This is a genomic window from Mesorhizobium hawassense, assembly GCF_003289945.1.
GTDB lineage: Bacteria > Pseudomonadota > Alphaproteobacteria > Rhizobiales > Rhizobiaceae > Mesorhizobium > Mesorhizobium hawassense.
Map to the genome: position 1 here is coordinate 389,871 of NZ_QMBP01000002.1, position 18,114 is coordinate 407,984.

General features: G+C 64.9%; 20 protein-coding genes. 13 read left to right on the top strand and 7 right to left on the bottom strand.

Annotation, left to right across the window (positions count from 1 at the left end; translation table 11 throughout):
* Nucleotides 1-120 precede the first annotated feature (120 nt).
* The 8 genes from DPM33_RS06080 to DPM33_RS06115 all read left to right on the top strand — a co-directional run bounded on the left by DPM33_RS06080 (nucleotide 121) and on the right by DPM33_RS06115 (nucleotide 6,202).
* Nucleotides 121-489, top strand: coding sequence for a YrdB family protein (locus DPM33_RS06080; protein ID WP_112096736.1), 369 nt, complete (start codon nucleotides 121-123; stop codon nucleotides 487-489).
* 102 nt (nucleotides 490-591) lie between these two features.
* Nucleotides 592-1,350, top strand: a complete 759-nt coding sequence (locus DPM33_RS06085; protein WP_112096498.1) for an SDR family oxidoreductase — start codon at nucleotides 592-594, stop codon at nucleotides 1,348-1,350.
* Between the two features lie 108 nt (nucleotides 1,351-1,458).
* Nucleotides 1,459-1,851, top strand: a complete 393-nt coding sequence (locus tag DPM33_RS06090; RefSeq protein WP_112096499.1) for an SET domain-containing protein — start codon at nucleotides 1,459-1,461, stop codon at nucleotides 1,849-1,851.
* Nucleotides 1,852-2,024: 173 nt separating this feature from the next.
* On the top strand, nucleotides 2,025-2,291 hold the full coding sequence (gene rpsU / locus DPM33_RS06095) for a 30S ribosomal protein S21 (RefSeq protein WP_042639546.1): 267 nt from the start codon (nucleotides 2,025-2,027) through the stop codon (nucleotides 2,289-2,291).
* Between the two features lie 131 nt (nucleotides 2,292-2,422).
* Complete coding sequence (locus DPM33_RS06100; RefSeq protein ID WP_112096500.1) at nucleotides 2,423-3,274, top strand: tetratricopeptide repeat protein; 852 nt, start codon at nucleotides 2,423-2,425, stop codon at nucleotides 3,272-3,274.
* Between the two features lie 252 nt (nucleotides 3,275-3,526).
* A complete protein-coding gene (locus DPM33_RS06105; RefSeq protein ID WP_112096501.1) occupies nucleotides 3,527-4,003 on the top strand; it encodes a DUF992 domain-containing protein in 477 nt (158 codons plus the stop codon).
* 97 nt (nucleotides 4,004-4,100) lie between these two features.
* Nucleotides 4,101-4,580: a DUF992 domain-containing protein gene (locus tag DPM33_RS06110; RefSeq protein ID WP_112096502.1), complete on the top strand. Its 480-nt coding sequence runs from the start codon at nucleotides 4,101-4,103 to the stop codon at nucleotides 4,578-4,580.
* 134 nt (nucleotides 4,581-4,714) lie between these two features.
* The gene (locus tag DPM33_RS06115) at nucleotides 4,715-6,202 is read left to right on the top strand and encodes an MFS transporter (RefSeq protein WP_112096503.1); all 1,488 of its coding nucleotides are present in this window, start codon (nucleotides 4,715-4,717) and stop codon (nucleotides 6,200-6,202) included.
* A gap of 8 nt (nucleotides 6,203-6,210) precedes the next feature.
* On the opposite strand, the gene DPM33_RS06120 is transcribed toward DPM33_RS06115, so the two are convergent.
* Nucleotides 6,211-7,068: a LysR family transcriptional regulator gene (locus tag DPM33_RS06120; protein WP_112096504.1), complete on the bottom strand. Its 858-nt coding sequence runs from the start codon at nucleotides 7,066-7,068 to the stop codon at nucleotides 6,211-6,213.
* A gap of 95 nt (nucleotides 7,069-7,163) precedes the next feature.
* Here DPM33_RS06120 and DPM33_RS06125 point away from each other — a divergent pair, with 95 nt between their 5' ends.
* Nucleotides 7,164-8,495: an aspartate aminotransferase family protein gene (locus DPM33_RS06125; RefSeq protein WP_112096505.1), complete on the top strand. Its 1,332-nt coding sequence runs from the start codon at nucleotides 7,164-7,166 to the stop codon at nucleotides 8,493-8,495.
* Between the two features lie 110 nt (nucleotides 8,496-8,605).
* Nucleotides 8,606-8,971 (top strand): VOC family protein, encoded by a 366-nt coding sequence (locus tag DPM33_RS06130; RefSeq protein WP_112096506.1) that lies wholly within the window; start codon nucleotides 8,606-8,608, stop codon nucleotides 8,969-8,971.
* Nucleotides 8,972-8,980: 9 nt separating this feature from the next.
* Here the strand turns inward: DPM33_RS06130 and coaBC are convergent, their stop codons facing one another.
* The 3 genes from coaBC to ubiE form a co-directional block, all read right to left on the bottom strand.
* Nucleotides 8,981-10,456: a bifunctional phosphopantothenoylcysteine decarboxylase/phosphopantothenate--cysteine ligase CoaBC gene (gene coaBC, locus DPM33_RS06135; RefSeq protein ID WP_208648366.1), complete on the bottom strand. Its 1,476-nt coding sequence runs from the start codon at nucleotides 10,454-10,456 to the stop codon at nucleotides 8,981-8,983.
* A 75-nt stretch (nucleotides 10,457-10,531) separates the two neighbouring features.
* On the bottom strand, nucleotides 10,532-12,106 hold the full coding sequence (gene ubiB / locus DPM33_RS06140; RefSeq protein ID WP_112096507.1) for a 2-polyprenylphenol 6-hydroxylase: 1,575 nt from the start codon (nucleotides 12,104-12,106) through the stop codon (nucleotides 10,532-10,534).
* 43 nt (nucleotides 12,107-12,149) lie between these two features.
* Nucleotides 12,150-12,926, bottom strand: a complete 777-nt coding sequence (ubiE, locus tag DPM33_RS06145; RefSeq protein ID WP_112096508.1) for a bifunctional demethylmenaquinone methyltransferase/2-methoxy-6-polyprenyl-1,4-benzoquinol methylase UbiE — start codon at nucleotides 12,924-12,926, stop codon at nucleotides 12,150-12,152.
* A gap of 168 nt (nucleotides 12,927-13,094) precedes the next feature.
* Between ubiE and DPM33_RS06150 the strand changes: the two genes are divergently transcribed.
* The 3 genes from DPM33_RS06150 (at nucleotide 13,095) to DPM33_RS06165 (ending at nucleotide 15,558) form a co-directional block, all read left to right on the top strand.
* Entirely contained in the window at nucleotides 13,095-14,069 is a 975-nt protein-coding gene (locus DPM33_RS06150) for an adenosine deaminase (RefSeq protein ID WP_112096738.1), read from the top strand.
* Between the two features lie 185 nt (nucleotides 14,070-14,254).
* Nucleotides 14,255-14,884, top strand: coding sequence for a uracil phosphoribosyltransferase (gene upp, locus DPM33_RS06160; RefSeq protein ID WP_112096510.1), 630 nt, complete (start codon nucleotides 14,255-14,257; stop codon nucleotides 14,882-14,884).
* 107 nt (nucleotides 14,885-14,991) lie between these two features.
* Nucleotides 14,992-15,558 carry a TIGR02281 family clan AA aspartic protease gene (locus DPM33_RS06165; protein WP_112096511.1) on the top strand — a complete coding sequence of 189 codons (567 nt, stop codon included), beginning with the start codon at nucleotides 14,992-14,994 and terminating at the stop codon, nucleotides 15,556-15,558.
* A gap of 6 nt (nucleotides 15,559-15,564) precedes the next feature.
* On the opposite strand, the gene deoA is transcribed toward DPM33_RS06165, so the two are convergent.
* Genes deoA through cdd form a run of 3 tightly spaced genes read right to left on the bottom strand, consistent with a single transcriptional unit; the run spans nucleotide 15,565 to nucleotide 18,073 of the window.
* Complete coding sequence (deoA, locus tag DPM33_RS06170) at nucleotides 15,565-16,881, bottom strand: thymidine phosphorylase (protein ID WP_112096512.1); 1,317 nt, start codon at nucleotides 16,879-16,881, stop codon at nucleotides 15,565-15,567.
* Nucleotides 16,881-17,684 carry a purine-nucleoside phosphorylase gene (locus DPM33_RS06175; RefSeq protein WP_112096513.1) on the bottom strand — a complete coding sequence of 268 codons (804 nt, stop codon included), beginning with the start codon at nucleotides 17,682-17,684 and terminating at the stop codon, nucleotides 16,881-16,883. Before DPM33_RS06175 ends, deoA begins: the two co-directional genes overlap by 1 nt.
* Nucleotides 17,681-18,073: a cytidine deaminase gene (gene cdd / locus DPM33_RS06180; RefSeq protein ID WP_112096514.1), complete on the bottom strand. Its 393-nt coding sequence runs from the start codon at nucleotides 18,071-18,073 to the stop codon at nucleotides 17,681-17,683. The genes DPM33_RS06175 and cdd overlap by 4 nt, the downstream gene beginning before the upstream one ends.
* Between the last annotated feature and the right edge of the window lie 41 nt (nucleotides 18,074-18,114).

Consider the following 18,114-nt stretch of genomic DNA (forward strand, 5'->3'; position numbering starts at 1 on the left):
TTGCGACGGCGCTTGCCGTTTTGCGCCGTCGCGGAAAGGATGCTTTCATCTGGCCGACAAGGCAGCATTCGGCAACACTCGCCCGATCCAAGGATGGATTCGAGGATTCGGGGGACGATGATGGGTAACGCCTGGTGGAATCTGACTTTGCGCTTTCTGCTGGAACTTGCAGCGCTCCTTGGGCTCGGCATGGCCGGCTGGAGCCTGTCCGAAGGATGGTGGCGCTGGATTCTTGCCATCGCCTTGCCGCTCGTCGCGGTGGTGCTGTGGGGCACTTTCGCCGTGCTCAACGATCCGAGCCGGTCGGGCCGGGCTCCGGTGCCAGTGCCGGGTGCCGTGAGGCTGGCGCTGGAGCTTGTCATCCTGTGCGGCGGTGCCGCGGGATTCTATCTGACCGGCCACGCAGCCATTGGCATCGTCATGGCTCTGCTAATTGCCCTCAGCTACGCCGTCTCGGTGGACCGATTGGCTTGGCTTTTGCGGCAGTAGGGCAATAGCGGCCTTTGCCGGTTTCGGGTGGCTGCGTCCATGCCGATCTGCGACCAAGCATCCACCCGCCGGCAAGCCGGCACAGAGGAAGGATGCACAGACATGTTCACCCTGACAAACAAGGTCGCCATCGTCACCGGCGCCAGTTCCGGTATCGGCCGCGCCACGGCGAAACTGTTCGCTGAGCAAGGCGCAAGCCTCGTCGTCGCGGCACGTCGCCAAGCCGAGCTCGACGCGCTCGTTAACGAAATCGAAACAGCCGGCGGCACGGCGGCCGCCCTTGCCGGCGACGTCAGGGATGAAGCCTATGCGCAGGCCTTGGTCGAACTCGCGGTTGCCCGCTTCGGCGGCCTCGACATCGCCTTCAACAATGCCGGCGCCGTCGGCGCGATGGGACCGGTGCCGGACATGGCGCCGGCGACCTGGCACGAGACGATGGACACCAATCTGACCAGCGCCTATCTCGCCGCGAAGCATCAGATCCCGGCGATGCTGGAGCGCGGCGGCGGCTCGCTGATCTTCACCTCGAGCTTCGTCGGCTACACCGCCGGCATGCCGGGCATGGCGGCCTATGCCGCCGCCAAGGCCGGCCTGGTCGGGCTGACGCAGGTGCTGGCCGCCGAATACGGTCCGAAGGGTTTGCGCGTCAACGCACTGCTGCCCGGCGGCACCGATACGCCCGGCGCCACGACCACCACGCCCGAGGCGCGCGCCTTCGTCGAAGGCATCCATGCCTTGAAGCGGATGGCGCAGCCGGAGGAGATCGCCCGCTCCGCGCTTTACCTGGCTTCCGACGCCTCGAGTTTCACCACCGGCACGGCGCTGTTTGCCGACGGCGGCGTCTCGATCAACCGGACGTGATCCGCAAGGCGGACAGCAGATATGCTCATCCGCCGAAATCTCGCGACGCGGCCTTGCATTCCGGTTCGATTTGACGATTTGGTTCCCCGTCGAAATCGGACCGGAACGATGCTGCTGATCAGAACCTATGTTGCCCAGAGCGCCATCGAGGGCGTCGGCGTCTTCGCCGCCGAGCCGATCCGCAAAGGCGCTTCGATCTGGCGACTCGATCCCGATTTCGACCGGCTGATCCCGATGGAAAAATATGAGGCCGCGCCCCAGCATCTGCGGGAATTGCTCGATCGCTACGCCTATCCGAGCCCGGACAAGCCTGGCTTCATGGTCTATGAGGTCGACAATGGCCGCTTCATGAACCATGCCGAACGGCCGAACACCGATTTCTCGCAGTATGGCGGCGCCATCGCCACCCGTGACATCGCGGCCGGCGAGGAAATCACCTGCGACTATGGCGAATTCTTCGAGGATTTCGCGCGCCTCCATCTGGCGACGGCGGAAGGCTGAAACAGGGCAGGCGGAGCGCTCGGGTTTTTGATCGGGCTTTCTTGCAATCAACGGTGGACATCCCGGGCTGATTCTGCTATCAGCCGCCCACAATTCGCGGTGTAGCTCGCCGCGGAGGCATCTCGGCTATGGCCGACTGCCGATCGATTTCAAACCCGAAGACAGGATTGCCCGTGCAGGTACTCGTCCGCGACAACAACGTTGATCAGGCGCTTCGCGCGCTGAAGAAGAAGATGCAGCGCGAAGGTATTTTCCGCGAAATGAAGATGCGCGGGCACTACGAGAAGCCGTCCGAGAAGCGTGCCCGCGAGAAGGCGGAAGCCGTGCGCCGCGCCCGCAAGCTGGCCCGCAAGCGCGCCCAGCGCGAAGGCCTGCTGCCGATGACCCCGCGTCCGGCTCCAGCTGGCGCTGGTGGCGCGCCGCGTTCGCCGCGCTCATAACGCCTATTTTTCGTCCTTTTCGAAGGATACCGAGGTGGCGCGATGCGGAATCGCCGCCACCTTTTTGTTTACAGATTCGAGCCGGTTCGGAGAGGGAACGGACTGACGGCGGCGCGGCAGTGAGGACAAAGATGAACGCTATTACCGTGGAGCGCAGAACCGCTTTTCGCGGCTTCGCCCTGACGGCAGCCCTTGTTTCGGGTCTGACGCTTGCAGCATGCCAGACGACGCCGACCGGCGAGTTCAACAACATCGACAAGGCACAAGGCTCGAGCGAGAACATCTCCTCGCTTTCGGCGGTCATCCAGCGCAGTCCGCAGGATCCGGAAGGTTACAATGTGCGCGGCTCGGCCTATGGCCGCGGCGGCCAGTACCAGGCGGCGCTGAAGGACTTCAACCAGGCCATCCAGCTCAATCCGAATTTTTATCAGGCCTATTCGAACCGCGCGCTGATCCAGCGCTTCCTCGGCAATCAGGAAGCCGCTTTGGCCGACTACAACCGCTCGATCCAGATCAACGCCAATTACGACGCCGCCTACATCGGCCGCGGCAATCTCTATCGCAAGGCGGGCCGCACCCAGGATGCCTTCAACGATTTCCAGAAGGCGATCCAGCTCGACACCACCGACGCGCGCGCCTACCACAATCGCGGCCTGATCTATCAAAGCCAGGGCCAGCACAAATTCGCCATCGAGGACTTCTCGACCGCGATCTCGCTGGCGCCGGACGCCGCCGAGCCCTACAACGGCCGGGGCCTCTCCTATCTGGCGACGGGCGACGAGGACAACGCCTTCTCCGACTTCAACATGGCCATCAAGCTCGACGGCAAGAATGCCGAGGCCTGGGCCAACCAGGCGCTGATCTACGAGAAGCGCGGCGACAAGGTGAGGGCGGCCAAGTCCTACCGCGAGGCGATCCACCTCGACCCGAACTACCAGCCGGCCAAGGACGGCCTGTCGCGTACCGGCAGCAACGCCAGCTAAGCGGACGCTGATTTCGGCAAGATACGCAGCACGACGCCGAGCCATCGCCCGTGATCGCTCAAGCGTCGCTGGTGATCGCTCAGGCGTCGCTGACGATCGCAGCGTTGCGCCGCTGAGACGCCGATAGCGGCCCGTTAACCCCGAGCGCAATGCGTTAACCTTTGCCATGTTCGCGCCAAGTTTTCGGCGGAACGCTCAATGCACCTCGCTCGTTTAAGCCGGGGCCAAAATTTTCGCGAAAGGACCTTTCCAATGATCAAATCCCTTGCCTGTGCCGCTGCAGCGCTCGCCGCCACGGTCCTTGCGTCTCCGGTCAGCGCCGGCACGATCCGGCTCGGCACGCTCGATTGCACCATCGACGGCGGCGTCGGCTACGTCATCACCTCGAACAAGGGCGTCTCCTGCACCTTCCGCCCTTATCATCACGGGCCGGCCGAACAGTATACTGGTATGATCTCCAAGCTCGGCGTCGACCTCGGCCAGACGCACCAGGGCCAGCTCGTCTGGGCGGTGCTTGCCGCGACGCGCCATCATGAGGCGGGCGACCTCGCCGGCAGCTATTACGGCGTCAACGCCGAGGCGTCCGTGGTGACCGGCGGTGGCGCCAACCTCATGGTCGGCGGCCTGGACGGCGCCTTCATGCTGGAGCCGCTCAGTGTCCAGGCGCAGACCGGTGTCAACCTGGCCGTCGCCGTGGCGTCGCTGGATTTGGTCCACTCCTACAAGTAAGGCGCACAGCCGCTGACGACGGCATACACTCCCTATACGCGCGGCCCGGAACAGGACATTGTAGCCGTTCCGGGCCGCATTCTTTTTGGGGGAACGTATGTCGAGGATCATCGCAGCCGCGATCGCAATCTTTGCACTGGCGGGACAGGCTCGAGCGGAGACCGGCGGCATCGAGCTCGGCGTTCTCGACTGCGCCATTGGCGGCGGCACCGGCTTCGTCTTCGGCTCCAGCAAGGATTTGAGCTGCACCTTCACGCCGGCCGACAAGACCTTCGCGCCCGAAGCCTATTTCGGCGCCGTCAACAAGTACGGTCTCGACATCGGCACCACCAATCAGAGCGTGATGCGCTGGCTGGTGCTGACGCCCATGAACAACATCTATGCTCCCGGCGCGCTGGCCGGCGACTATGTCGGCGCCAGCGCCGAGGTGACCGCAGCGGTCGGCGCCGGCGCCAACCTTCTGGTCGGCGGCACCGGCAACGCCTTCACCCTGCAGCCGCTCAGCGTCCAGACCCAGACCGGCCTCAACATCGCCATCGGCGTCAGCCAGTTCCAGCTGCGCAGCACGGCAAACTGAGTTTCAACACTGCCGACCGGGCTTCTCTTCAGCGATCGCAACTTTGTTCGAGATTCGCGAAAAAGCCTCTTGAGCTCAATCGCGCTTGAGGTTCTACAAGCCCTGCCTAACTGGATCTGGCGGCCCTTTCGAGAATGGATGAGGCTGCAAATCGCAAGCAGGAGATCGGCGTGACGGCGACAGGCGGCAGCAAATTGGGCAGCAACAGGGTGGATTGGCGGGCACTCTGGGCGAGCGGCGACCTGGCCCGCTTCTGTTTCGTCAGCCTGGGCATCCTGCTGCACGCCACCAACGAGACGATGGTGGCGACGGTGATGCCGGCCATGGTTGGCGAACTGGCGGGCGTGCAGTTGGTTGGCTGGTCGCTGGCGATCTACGAGCTTGGCGCCATTGTCGCGGGTGCCGCGGCCGGTCGGCTGGTGAGCTATGTCGCGCTGCGCTCCAACATGATGGTCGCTGCCCTGCTTTATGCGACAGGCGCACTGATCTGCGCCACAGCGCCTTCCATGCCGCTGTTCCTCGCCGGGCGCCTGATCGAGGGGCTCGGTGGCGGAGCGCTTGTGTCGCTGGCTTTCGTGTCGGTCGAGCGCCTGTTTCCGCGCAGTATCTGGCCACAGCTCTTCGGCATCATGTCCGCGATCTGGGGCGTCGCCGCCTTCAGCGGGCCGATGCTCGGCGCGCTCATGACCGAGTTCCTGTCGTGGCGTTGGGCCTTCGGCGTTTTCACCTTCGGTGGCGGGGCGATGGCTTTGGCAAGCTTCATAGTGCTCGACACGCCGGAGGCCAGGAAACCGCGGGCAGTCGGCGGCATCGTACCGCCCTTCCCCTATCTGGCGCTCGGCTGTCTCGCCCTCAGCGTGGTGCTGATAGCCGCCGCTGGCATTGACATTGCGCTGTTGCGCTCGTCGCTGCTGCTCCTCCTCGGCCTAGTCGGGCTGGCGCTATTCTTCCGCATAGATGCCCTCAGGCCCCGCTCGCGGCTGTTCCCGTCGCCTCTGTTCTCCTGGCGCTCGCCGCTTGGCAGCGGCATGACGATGGTTGCGGCATTCTCCGTGGCGACCTGCAGTTTCACCATCTACGGGCCGCTACTTCTAACCACGCTGCACGGCATTCCGATCTTGACCACCGGCTACATCATTGCCGCCGAATCGATCGCCTGGTCGATCCTGTCGATCCTCATCGCCAATGCGCCGCTGGAACGCGAAAGGCTGATCATCGCCGTCGGCGCGCTGATGATCGCCTCCGGCCTCGCCGGCTTCGCTTATACCATCCCTGCGGGCTCGATACCGCTGATCCTGCTCTGCGCCCTGCTGCAGGGCGGCGGCTTCGGCATTTGCTGGCCGTTCCTCACGCGTGTCATCGTCGCTTCGGCTCGCGACGGCGAGCAGACGATCGCATCCGCCGCCGTGCCGACCATGCAACGCATTGGCTATGCCGTCGGCGCAGCACTCGCGGGCATCATCGCCAATGCCAGCGGCTTTTCGGAGGGCCTGAACCGTGAGGCGGCCGCGGGTGTTGCCGGCTGGCTGTTCCTCGCCTTCGTGCCGCTTGGCGTCGTCGGATGCCTCGCGGCGCTGAGAATCCTTTCCGCGGCGAACCGGCCGCGGCTGGCGGCCGGATGACGCCGCGCTCAAAGCGACGGAAGAACCTTCCGGATGTGATCGGCAAATGCCTCGACCGCTGGTGACCGTTCCGCCTCGGCGAAGGCGACCAGGATGCCGAGGCCGGGCAACGCGGGAAGCGGGGCGCCGAGGATGTGGAGATCGGGCGGCACGGCCTCCTCGGCCATCACGCTGATCGCCAGCCCCGATCGCGCGACGGCGATCAACCCTGCCAGGCTGTTGCTGGCATAGGCTATCTTGTAGCGCAGCCCGGCGCGGGCCATGGCCTCGCAAGCCCCTTTGTGATCGATGGCGTTCGAGGCTGCCAATGCCAGCGGCACGGTGTCGCCGAAATCGTAAAGCTCCAGCGCGGGTCTGCTGCCCACCCACACCAGGGATTCCCGGCGCACCACATCCGCCGCATCGCCCTGATCTGGCGTGGAAACGAGCGCCAGGTCGATCTGGCGTCCATGCAGAAGAGTGCGCAGTTCGACCGTCGGCGCCGAAACCACCTTGATCTCGACATCGGGAAACATAGTGCCGAAGCTCTTCAAGAGCGCGGGAAAGAACGCGCTCAGATAATCCTCGGGACTGCCGAAGATGATCGACCCATGCAGACCCTTGTCGGAAAGCGCCGAGATCGCCTCATCGTGGATTTTCAGGATGCGCTCGACATAGGCGAGAAAACGTTCGCCGCTGGCGGTGAGCCGCACGCCGCTGCCGCTGCGATGAAACAGGCTCTGGCCAACCGCTTCCTCCAGGCGCTGGATCTGCATGGTCACGGCTGACTGGGTGCGCCCGACCTGCACCGCCACGGCGCTGAGTGTGCCCGAATGCGCCGCGCGCACGAATGTCGACAACAGCTTGAGATCGAGTGGAGCCTGCATATCAAATCCATTGATATCCGGATCCGATTACTATCAATTTTACTGCACCCATACCAGCCGCTATGAGTTGCCCGACACCTTGATGGAGTTGGACGATGTCGAAGAACCTGGACCAGGGTTTTTGGAATGCGGCGCAAAAGCACCTGATCCGCTATGGCGGCAGCTTCGAGCCCGCGATCATCGAGCGCGCGGCGGGATCTTTCGTCTACGACGCCGACGACCGGCCGATCCTCGATTTCACCTCCGGCCAGATGAGCGCGCTGCTCGGGCATTCCCATCCGCGCATCGTCTCGACGGTAAGCCGCCAGGTCGGGCAGGTCGCGCATCTGTTCAGCGGCATGCTGTCCCGCCCCGTCGTCGAACTTGCCGAGCGCCTCGCGGCGCTGGCGCCTGGGCTCGACCGGGTGCTGCTGTTGTCGACGGGCGCGGAATCGAACGAAGCCGCCATCCGCATGGCCAAGCTGGTCACCGGCAAGCACGAGATCGTCGCCTTTTCGAAGAGCTGGCACGGCATGACGGGGGTCGCGGCCTCGGCGACCTACAGCGCCGGCCGCAAGGGCTACGGGCCGGCCGCCGTCGGCTCGCTCGCGATCCCCGCGCCGAACAGTTCCCGGCCGCGTTTCAAGCATGCCGACGGCTCGCTGGACTGGCAGACCGAACTCGACGATGCGTTCGATCTGGTCGACAGCCAGTCGACCGGCAGCCTGGCAGCCTTCGTCGCCGAGCCGATCCTGTCGAGCGGCGGCATATTGGAGCTGCCGCATGGCTACCTGGCGGCGCTGCAAAAGAAGTGCCGCGAGCGCGGCATGCTGCTGATCCTCGACGAGGCGCAGACCGGAATCGGCCGCACCGGACATATGTTCGCCTTCCAGCGGGACGGCGTCACCCCCGATATCCTCACGCTTTCCAAGACGATCGGCGCGGGCCTGCCGCTCTCGGCCGTCATGACGACGGCCGAGATCGAGGAAGAGGCGCATGCGAAAGACTTCCTTTTCTACACCACCCATGTCTCCGACCCGCTGCCGGCGGCCGTCGGCCTCGCCGTGCTTGAGGTGGTGGCGGAAGAAAAGCTGGTCGAGCGCGCCCGGTATCTCGGCGCGCGATTGTTCGACGGCCTGTCGCGACTCAAGCAGCGTTACGACTGCGTCGGTGACGTGCGCGGCCGCGGCCTCCTGCTCGGCGTCGAGATCGTCAAGGACCGCAAGGACAGGGTTCCCGATCACCAACTTGGCGCCGCCATTGCCGTCGAAGCCTTTCGGCGAGGTCTGAGCATGAACATCGTCAAGCTTCCCGGGATGGGCGGCGTCTTCCGCATCGCGCCGCCGCTGACGATCTCCGAAGAGGAACTGGACCTCGGGCTGAAGATCATTGCCGAGGCGGTCGAAGCCGTAGCAAAAACGAACCTTCCCAATATCGCCGCTGAATGAAGCCATGTGTATCGCGTCGGCGCACCAGCCCCGAGCTCTCGCCAACTAGATACTGTCGTTCGCCAAAGGATTGGCTAGTGTGCTGGGGAAACCCCCAGCGAGGATAGCCGATGTCCGCCGTACGGTACTTTGTCGACGATGTTCAGCAGGCAATTGCCTTTTACAGAGATGTCCTGGAGTTCGAGCTCATAGCGCAATACGGGCCTGCGATGGCAATCGTCAGGCATGGATCGTTGACATTGTGGCTCGCCGGTCCCCGCTCGTCGGCCGCGCAGCCGACCGCCGAGGGGGAGATCCCTTCGGCTGGGGGCTGGAACCGGATAGTCGTGACCACCGACGATTTGAAATCCCGCTTGCCGGGGATCGAAGCCGCCGGCTGCGTAATACGAGTGCCCTTGAGAACCGGCCCCGGCGGCTCGCAACTCGTCATCCAGGATCCTTCCGGAAACTGCATCGAGCTCTTCGAGGAAGGCTGAACGCGACGTTCAGACCACGACCGTCCGCAGCCGCTCGGCAATCAGCGCGGCGAGCCGCGCCGCCACCTCGTCCTTGCCCATTTCCGGCCATTCCTCGACGCCGGTCCTGGAGACGATGCGCACCTTGTTGCGGTCGCCGCCCATCACGCCGGACGGGCCGATGCCGCTTTCGTGGGAGACGTCATTGGCGACGATGAAGTCGGCGCCCTTCTTCTTCAGCTTGGCCTCGGCATTGGCGATGAGGTCCTGCGTCTCGGCGGCGAAACCGACGACGAGGCCCGGGCGTCGGGCATGATGGCCGACGCCGGCAAGGATGTCCGGGTTCTCGACCATCCGCAGCGACGGCGGTCCCTCGCCCGCCACCTTCTTGATCTTCTCGCCGGCGGCATTGGCCGTGCGCCAGTCGGCGACCGCGGCGACGAACACGGCCGCGTCCGCCGGCAGCAGGCTCTCGACCGCCTGCTTCATCTGCGCGGCCGTTTCGACATGTGTCGTCGCGACACCCGCCGGATCGGCGATGGTGACCGGACCGGAGACGAGCCGCACATCGGCGCCGAGCTTTGCCAGCGCAGCCGCGATCGCATGGCCCTGCTTGCCCGACGAGCGGTTGGCGATGTAGCGCACCGGATCGATCGGCTCATGCGTCGGCCCCGACGTGACGATGATCTTGCGGCCCGCAAGCGGCCCCGGCTTTTCGTCGAGCATCCCCTCGACCGCGGCGACGATCTCGAGCGGCTCGGCCATGCGGCCCTCGCCCGCCTCGTTGCTTTCAGCCATCTCGCCTCTGCCGGGACCGACAAAGACGATGCCGTCCTTCTGCAGGGTCGCGCGATTGCGCCGCGTCGCCGGATGTGCCCACATCCTCGGGTTCATCGCCGGCGCCATCAGCACCTTCTTGTCGGTGGCCAGAAGCACCGTCGAGGCAAGGTCGCTGGCATGGCCGTTGGCGAGCTTCGACATCAGGTCGGCGGTCGCCGGCGCGACCACCAGGAGATCCGCCTCGCGCGACAGCCTGATATGGCCGACATCGTGCTCGTCATTGCGGTCGAACAGCTCGGTGAAGACATGATCGGCCGAAAGCGCGCCGACCGACAGCGTGGTGACGAATTGCTGCGCGGCCGACGTCGTGACGGCTCGCACAGCAGCGCCGCGTTCGCGCAAACGCCGGATCAGGTCGAGCGCCTTGTAGGCGGCTATGCCGCCGCCGATGATGAGCAGGATGCGCTTGCCGGAGAGAGAGCCCCGCGGGACCGGCTTGCCGGACACGACGGCAGCCGGCACCGCCGGCTCGTTCGAGCCTGCTGCCAGCGCGCGCAGCGTCTCCTCGATCTGGCCGATGCGGTCGGCCTGCCCCGCCCGGCCTGCCACCGCGGCGCGGATCATTGCCCGCGCCTGCTCCTCCATCGAGCAGCCATTTTCGGCCGCGAGTTGCCGGAGCAGGTCCTTGACCTCGTCATCGAGATTGCGGATCGTGATGCTGGCCATGTGATTGCACTCGCTTTTTCAGACAGCGCATGCAATGATAGCAATGCAATCAAATGGCGACAAGCCGATTGCCGGTCAGAGCAACTTCCACGCAATGTAGATCAGCGTCAGCGCGATCACCCACAGCGCCACGCGGCCAGAGCGGGTGTGGCGCGCTTCGGCCTTGCCGATGGCCCGCGCGGTCGCTTCGTCGAAGCGCAGGCCGTTCTCCGCCATCAGGTCGATCTCGCGCGACAGCCGGTCGGTGCGGGCTGCCAGGTCCGGCGCCTGCCTAGCCAGCGTCAACAATGCCTTGGCACCGTCGCGCGCATCGGTAAGCAGCCCGCGCGGCCCGAGATTGCCGGCGATCCAGTCGCCGACCACCGGCTCCGCCGTCTTCCACATGTTGAAGCCAGGATCGAGCGTGCGCGCGACGCCTTCGACCACGACCATGGTCTTCTGCAGCAGGATCAGTTCCGGCCGCGTCGCCATGTCGAAGAGCTCGGTGACCTCGAACAGCAGCGTCAAGAGCTTCGCCATCGAAATGGTCTCGGCCGACTGGCCGTGGATCGGCTCGCCGATGGCGCGGATTGCCTGCGCGAAGGCCGAAACATTGTGCTGGCGCGGCACGTAGCCCGCCTCGAAATGCACCTCGGCGACGCGCTGATAGTCGCGCACGATGAAGCCGTAGAGGATCTCGGCCAGGAAGCGCCGCTCCTTCTTGCCGAGCCGGCCGGCGATGCCGAGATCGACGGCGACGATAGTGCCGTTCGCCTCGACGAACAGGTTCCCCGGATGCATGTCGGCATGGAAGAAGCCGTCGCGCAGCGTGTGCCGCAGGAACGACTGGATCAGGTTGGCGGCGATCGCCTTGAGATCGTGACCGGCGGCGGCAAGGCCGGCGATATCGTTCATCTTGACGCCGTCGATCCACTCCATGGTGAGGACGTCGCGGCCGGTACGCTCCCAGTCCACCGCCGGCACGCGGAAGCCGGGATCGTCCTTGGTGTTTTCGCCAAGCTCGGACAGAGCCGCCGCTTCGAGCCGCAGGTCCATCTCGATCCTGGTGGTCTGCGCCAAAGTCTGGGTCACCTCGACCGGCCGCAAGCGGCGCGACGAGGGGACGTATCTCTCCTGCAGGTGGGCGGCGAGGAAATAGCTTTCGAGATCCTGGAAGAAGCGGCGGCGCACGCCGGGCCGGATAACTTTCACCGCCACCCGCGACGTCGCTCCGTCACGAGTCACGTCGGCGCCATGCACCTGCGCGATCGAGGCAGCGGCAACGGGATCCCCAAAGTTGGCATAGAGATCGTCTATTCTGCGCCCGAGCGAAGCTTCGATCGCATGGACCGCCTCCGCCTTCGGGAAAGTGTGCATCTTGTCCTGCAAAAGCGCGAGGTCGAGCGCCATGTCGTTGCCGACGACATCGGGCCGTGTCGCCAGGAACTGGCCGAGCTTGACGTAGGACGGCCCGAGCCGCACCACCGCGCGCGCCAGCCGGTCGCCGCGCTGATAGCTGAGCGCCCGGCGGCGGGTAAACAGCCGCGCCACGCGCCAGCCGAATTTCGGCATGCCGGAGAGTTCTTCGCCCGGCAATGCCGCGACGACGCCCTCGCGGACCAGCACCCAGCCGGCTCTTGCGAGCCTGAAGGCGGCGGCGACGCTGCTCATTGCTCAGCCTTGGTCAAAGAGGCCTGCTTCAAAGGATCCCGCCTCAAAGCTTCCAGCCGGAATGAAGGGCGGCGATGCCGCCCGAATAGTTGCGGAAAGTCACGCGGTCGAAGCCTGCGCGGCTGATCATGGCCGCGAAATTCCGCTGGTTGGGGAACTTGCGGATGGATTCGACGAGATAGGAATAGGGCTCGCCATCGCCGGTGACCGCCTTGCCGATCTTGGGGATCGCGTTGAACGACCAGGCCTCATAGACCTTGTCGAGCAGCGGCATCTCGACCTCGGAGAATTCGAGGCAGAGCAATCGCCCGCCCCGCTTCAGCACACGGTAGGCTTCGGCAAGGGCGACCTCGATTCGCGGCACGTTGCGGATGCCGAACGCGATCGTATAGGCATCGAAGGTGTCGTCCGCGAAAGGCAGGGCCTCGGCATTGGCCTCGACGAAGTCGGTGTTTGCCGCAAGGCCCAGCTTCTCGGCGCGCTCGCGGCCGACGGCCAGCATCGAGCCGTTGATGTCGAGCACCGTGGCATGGGCCTGGCGCTGGCTGGCCTCGACGATGCGGAAGGCGATATCGCCGGTGCCGCCGGCGACGTCGAGCACTTTCCAGCCCGGCCGTTTCGGCGGGTTCAGCCAGGCGACCATCGCGTCCTTCCACAACCGATGCAACCCGGCCGACATCAGATCGTTCATGAGGTCGTATCGATTGGCCACCTTATGGAAGACGTCGTTGACGAGAGGCTGCTTCTCGCCTTCCTCGACCTTCCTGAAACCATAGGAGGTTTCCATGCCGCCCGCGGCCGTGGTTCTCTCAACTGACATTATTTTGATCCGTCATAAAACCGGCGGGACCATAGCCGATCGATGGTGCCGACGCTATTGTCCAAGGCGCGGTTTTCGGCCGCGCTTTCAAAACCCGGCCGGGAAAGGATTCGCATGATTTTCCGGCCAGAATCTGTGCGCGAGCAGCATACCGGACGGGATGACCGCATGATTTTGAAGGCCGAATTGCACTGCCACATCGAAGGGGCGGCAGCGCCCGAGCTCGTCGTCAGCCAGGCCCGCAAATACGGCAAGGACCCCTCGCCCTACATCCAGGACGGCTCCTTCGTCTGGCACGATTTCACCTCGTTTCTTGCCGCCTACGATTTCGCTTCCGACCTGTTTCGCACCGAGGAGGACTATGCCCGCCTCGCCGACTATTACCTGACCAGCCTAGCCCGCGATGGCGCCATCTATTCCGAGGTCTTCACGTCGCCGGACCATGCGACAAAGGCCGGCCTCTCGCCGAAAGCCTATACGGATGCGCTTGGCGAGGGCATGGCCCGCGCCAAGGCCAAGACCGGCATCGAGGGCCGCATGATCGTCACCGGCGTGCGCCATGTCGGGGTCGAGGCGATCGAGCAGGCGGCGCGCTTCGCGGCCCGCTGCGGCCATCCTCTGGTGACCGGCTTCGGCGTCGCCGGCGACGAGCGCATCGGTGACTTCGAGGATTATGTCCGCGCCTTCGAGATCGCGCGCGAGGCGGGCCTCGGTATCACCATCCATGCCGGCGAACTGATGGGCTGGGAAAGTGTCAAGGCGGCTCTCGACCACATCCGCCCCTCCCGCATCGGCCACGGCGTCCGCGCCATCGAGAACCCCGACCTCGTCCGCCGCATCGCCGACCAGGGCGTGGTGCTGGAATGCTGCCCGGGCTCCAACATTGCGCTGAAAGTGTTCGACAGCTTCGCCGACCATCCTTTTCCGGCGCTGCGCGCCGCCGGCTGCAAGGTGACACTCAACTCCGACGACCCGCCCTATTTCTGGACCTCCTTAAAACGGGAATACGATATCGCGACCGAGCATTTCGCGATGAACGACAAGGCATTGGCCGGCATCACCAGAACCGCCATCGAGGCGGCCTTCGTCGACAAGAAGACCAAGACGGCCCTGCTTGCCCGCGTAAATGGCGGCGGCCGGTGAATGGTGAATGGTGAATGGTGAATGGTGAATGGTGAATGGTGAATGGTGAATGGTGAATGGTGAATGGTGAATGGTGAATGGTTTGCCGGCGCGCTCGGCCTGTCAATGGTGATCACCGGCCCATCAGGACTCGCAAACCCGCTCACTATTCACTATTCACTATTCACCACTCACTGGAGCAGACCATGCAGGGCGTGACCGTCGTCGACCACCCGCTTGTCCAGCACAAGCTGACCATCATGCGCAAGAAGGAGACCTCGACGGCCGGCTTCCGGCGGCTGCTGCGCGAGATCTCGCTGCTGCTTGGCTATGAGGTGACCCGCAACCTCGAGCTGACCACGACCATGATCGAGACGCCGATCGAGGAGATGGAGGCGCCGACGCTGGAAGGCAAGAAACTGGTCTTCGCTTCGGTGCTGCGCGCCGGCAACGGCCTGCTCGAGGGTCTGCTCGACCTGGTGCCCGCGGCGCGCGTCGCCCATATCGGCCTCTACCGCGACCACGACACGCTGGAAGCGGTCGAATATTTCTTCAAGGCGCCCAGCGATCTTGCCGACCGCCTGGTGATCGTCGTCGACCCGATGCTTGCAACCGCCAATTCGGCGATCGCCGCGATCGACAAGCTGAAAGGCCGCGGCGCCACCAACATCCGCTTCCTCTGCCTGCTTGCCGCCCCGGAAGGCATCGAGCGTTTCACCAAGGCGCATCCGGATGTGCCGATCTTCACCGCCTCGATCGACCGCCAGTTGAACGACAAGGGCTATATCATGCCTGGCCTCGGCGACGCCGGCGACCGCATGTACGGGACAAAGTGAGCGGCCTTCTTTACCGCCTGTTTACGCAAAGGTGCGGTTCCGACACGCGTTAAAGTCGCAAACACCATATCGACATAAGGATGCAGCTTCGCGAAGGGGCGTCATCCATGCTGCGCAAGCTTCTCATCCTTGGCATCTTTGCCGGAACCTCGGCTTCGATTCCGATCCTTTATCAGGCGAATCCGCATCTGGTGGACGGCCTGCTGAGGTCAACCGTCGCCCCGCAGCCGGCAACGCCGGAGGCTGTGCCGCAAGTCAATCTCGCTTCGGTTCCGGACAAGCTGGCGGCGCCGTTGCCGCTCGGCCGCCAGGTGCTGGTCGATGCGGACGAGCGCGGCCACTTCACATCACAGTTCAAGCTTAACGGCCGCCAGATCGACGGCATGATCGACACCGGCGCCACGCTGGTCGCCATCAACACCTCGACGGCGCGCAGGATCGGCATATCGCTCAACCCATCCGATTTCAATCATCAGGTGAACACCGCCAACGGCGCCATCAAGGCCGCCGTGGTGTCGCTCGACCATCTGCAGATCGGCAAGATCTCCGTCGACAACGTCCAGGCGATGGTGCTCGACGACAGGGCGCTACAGACCAACCTGATCGGCATGAGCTTCCTGCAGCGGCTGCAGAAATACCAGGTCCAGGACGGCGCGCTGCTGCTCGTGCAGTAAGTCCGATCAGCGAGCCAGTATCCGCCTGAGCACGGTCTTCTCGGCGGGCGGCTTGGAAACCCCGATCGCATAGGCGGCACGCACGGCGGCGGCAGCCGCTTCGGCCTCCGCGTCGGTGCGGGCATGCACCACCGCCAGCGGCTCGCCGGAGCGCGCCTCCGCGCCGACCGGCAACAGCCGGGTCAATCCGACGGCATGATCGATCTTGTCGTCCGGATGGGAACGCCCGCCGCCCAGCGTCACGACGGCAAGCCCGATATCGCGCGTGGCAATACCGGTCACGAACCCGTCCTGTCCCGCTTTGACGGCCAGTTCGACCGGCGCCGTCGGCAAATACTTCTCCGGGTTCTCGGTGAAATCGCCAGGACCGCCGAGTGCGGACACCATCCGCGCGAAGACGGCCGCGGCCCGGCCGCCGCCAAGCGCCTCGGTGGCGCGCCTGATACCGTCCTGGTTGGACGAGACCAGTCCCGCCGACTGCAGCATCTCGGCGGCCAGCGCCAGCGTCACATCCTCCAGCCGGCGGTCGCGATAGCGGCCGGTAAGGAAATCGACGGCTTTCTTCACCTCGACCGCGTTGCCGGCGGCGGAGGCCAGCGGCTCGTTCATGCCCGTCACCAGCGCCGACGCGTTCAAGCCGGCGCCGTTGGCGACCTCGACAAGGCTGTTCGCCAGGGCGACCGCGTCGCGCGACTTTTCCATGAAGGCGCCGTTGCCGACCTTGACGTCGAGCACCAGCGAGCCGAGTCCGGCGGCAAGCTTCTTCGACAGGATCGAGGCGGTGATCAGCGGTATCGATTCGACCGAGCCGGTCACGTCGCGGATCGCGTAGAGCCTGCGGTCGGCCGGCGCCAGATCGGCGGTCTGGCCGATGATGGCGCAGCCGGTTTCGAGCACCGTCTTGCGGAAAAGCGCCACGTCCGGCTGGCTGGTGTAGCCGGGGATGGCATCCATTTTGTCCAGCGTGCCGCCGGTATGGCCGAGGCCGCGGCCCGAGATCATCGGCACATAGGCGCCGCAGGCGGCGACGATCGGCGCCAGCATGAGCGAGACATTGTCGCCGACGCCGCCGGTCGAATGCTTGTCGGTGACTGGCCCCGGCAGATCGGACCAGTCGAGCACGTCGCCGGAATCTCGCATGGCGATCGTCAGCGCCACCGCTTCCTCGCGGCTCATGCCGTTCAGGAACACGGCCATGGCGAAAGCGCCGACCTGGCCCTCGGAGATGGTGCCGGCGGTCAGCCCTTTGACGAAACCCGCGATCTCGTCGGTCGAGAGCCTGTGGCCGTCGCGCTTGCGGCGGATGATCTCCTGCGGCAGCATCAGTCGGGCAAGCCGTCCTGGAAGACGCGCCGCAGGATCGTCGCCAGCCGCGCGCCGCCGATCGGCGCCATGTCCTTGGTTTCCTGGTGCGAAAGCTCTGCTCCCGTCATTCCGGCCGCCAGGTTGGTGATGACCGAGCAGGCGGCGACCTTGAGCCCGAGGAAGCGGGCGAGAATGACTTCGGGCACCGTCGACATGCCGACCGCATTGGCACCCATGACGCGCGCCATGCGGATTTCGGCCGGCGTCTCGAAGCATGGTCCGGAGAACCACATATAGACACCCTGGTGCAGCGCCGTGCCGGTCGACTTCGCAGCCTTCTCGATCGCGCCGCGCAGGCCGGCATCATAGGCCTCGGTGAGACCGACGAAGCGGCGGTCGCTCGGTTCGCCGATCAGCGGGTTGGACCCGGAGAAATTGATGTGGTCGGTGATCAGCATCACCGAGCCCGGTCCCATTTCAGGATCGACCGAGCCGGCGGCATTGGTCAGGATCAGGTGCGAGATGCCGATGCCGGCAAGCACCTCGAGTGCCGGACGCATCGCGGCGGCATTGCCGTGCTCGTAATAATGCGCGCGACCGGACAGCATGAGCACTGGCGTGCCGGCGAAATGCCCGGCGACGACCTCGCCGGCATGGCCGGAAACGCCGCTGCGTGGAAAGCCAGGCAACTCGGCGTAGGAGATGCGCCTGGCGTCCTTGACCTGGTCGACCAGCCCGCCGAGGCCCGAGCCCAGCACGAGTGCCGCCGTGGGTGCCAGCCCGTCCAGCTTCTCGACCAGATGATCCAATGCTTCCATCATTTCAAGCTATCGCCTCTGAAGCCGTAAGGCAGCATGTCGCCCATGGTCACGGTCTCTGCAACCCCGGTGTTGTCGCAGAGATAAAGCTTGGTGTCCGGCCGGCAGAATTCCGCCAGCCGCTGCCGGCAACCGCCGCAAGGCGAGCATTTGGCCATGCGTTCGGCAATCACCGCGATCTCCACGATCCGACCGCCGCCGCCCATGACATAGTGAGCGAGCGCCGTCGTTTCGGCGCACCAGCCTTCCGGATAAGACGCCACCTCGACGTTGGCGCCGGTGAAGACGCGCCCGTCATCGGTGCGAAGTGCCGCACCCACGGGGAATTTCGAATAGGGCGCATAGGCCTTGGCCATCGCCGTCTTCGCCGCCTCGAACAGATCATGCGACATCCGGTAGTTCTCTCCCACGATCTTGTTCAAATGCCGGTCGC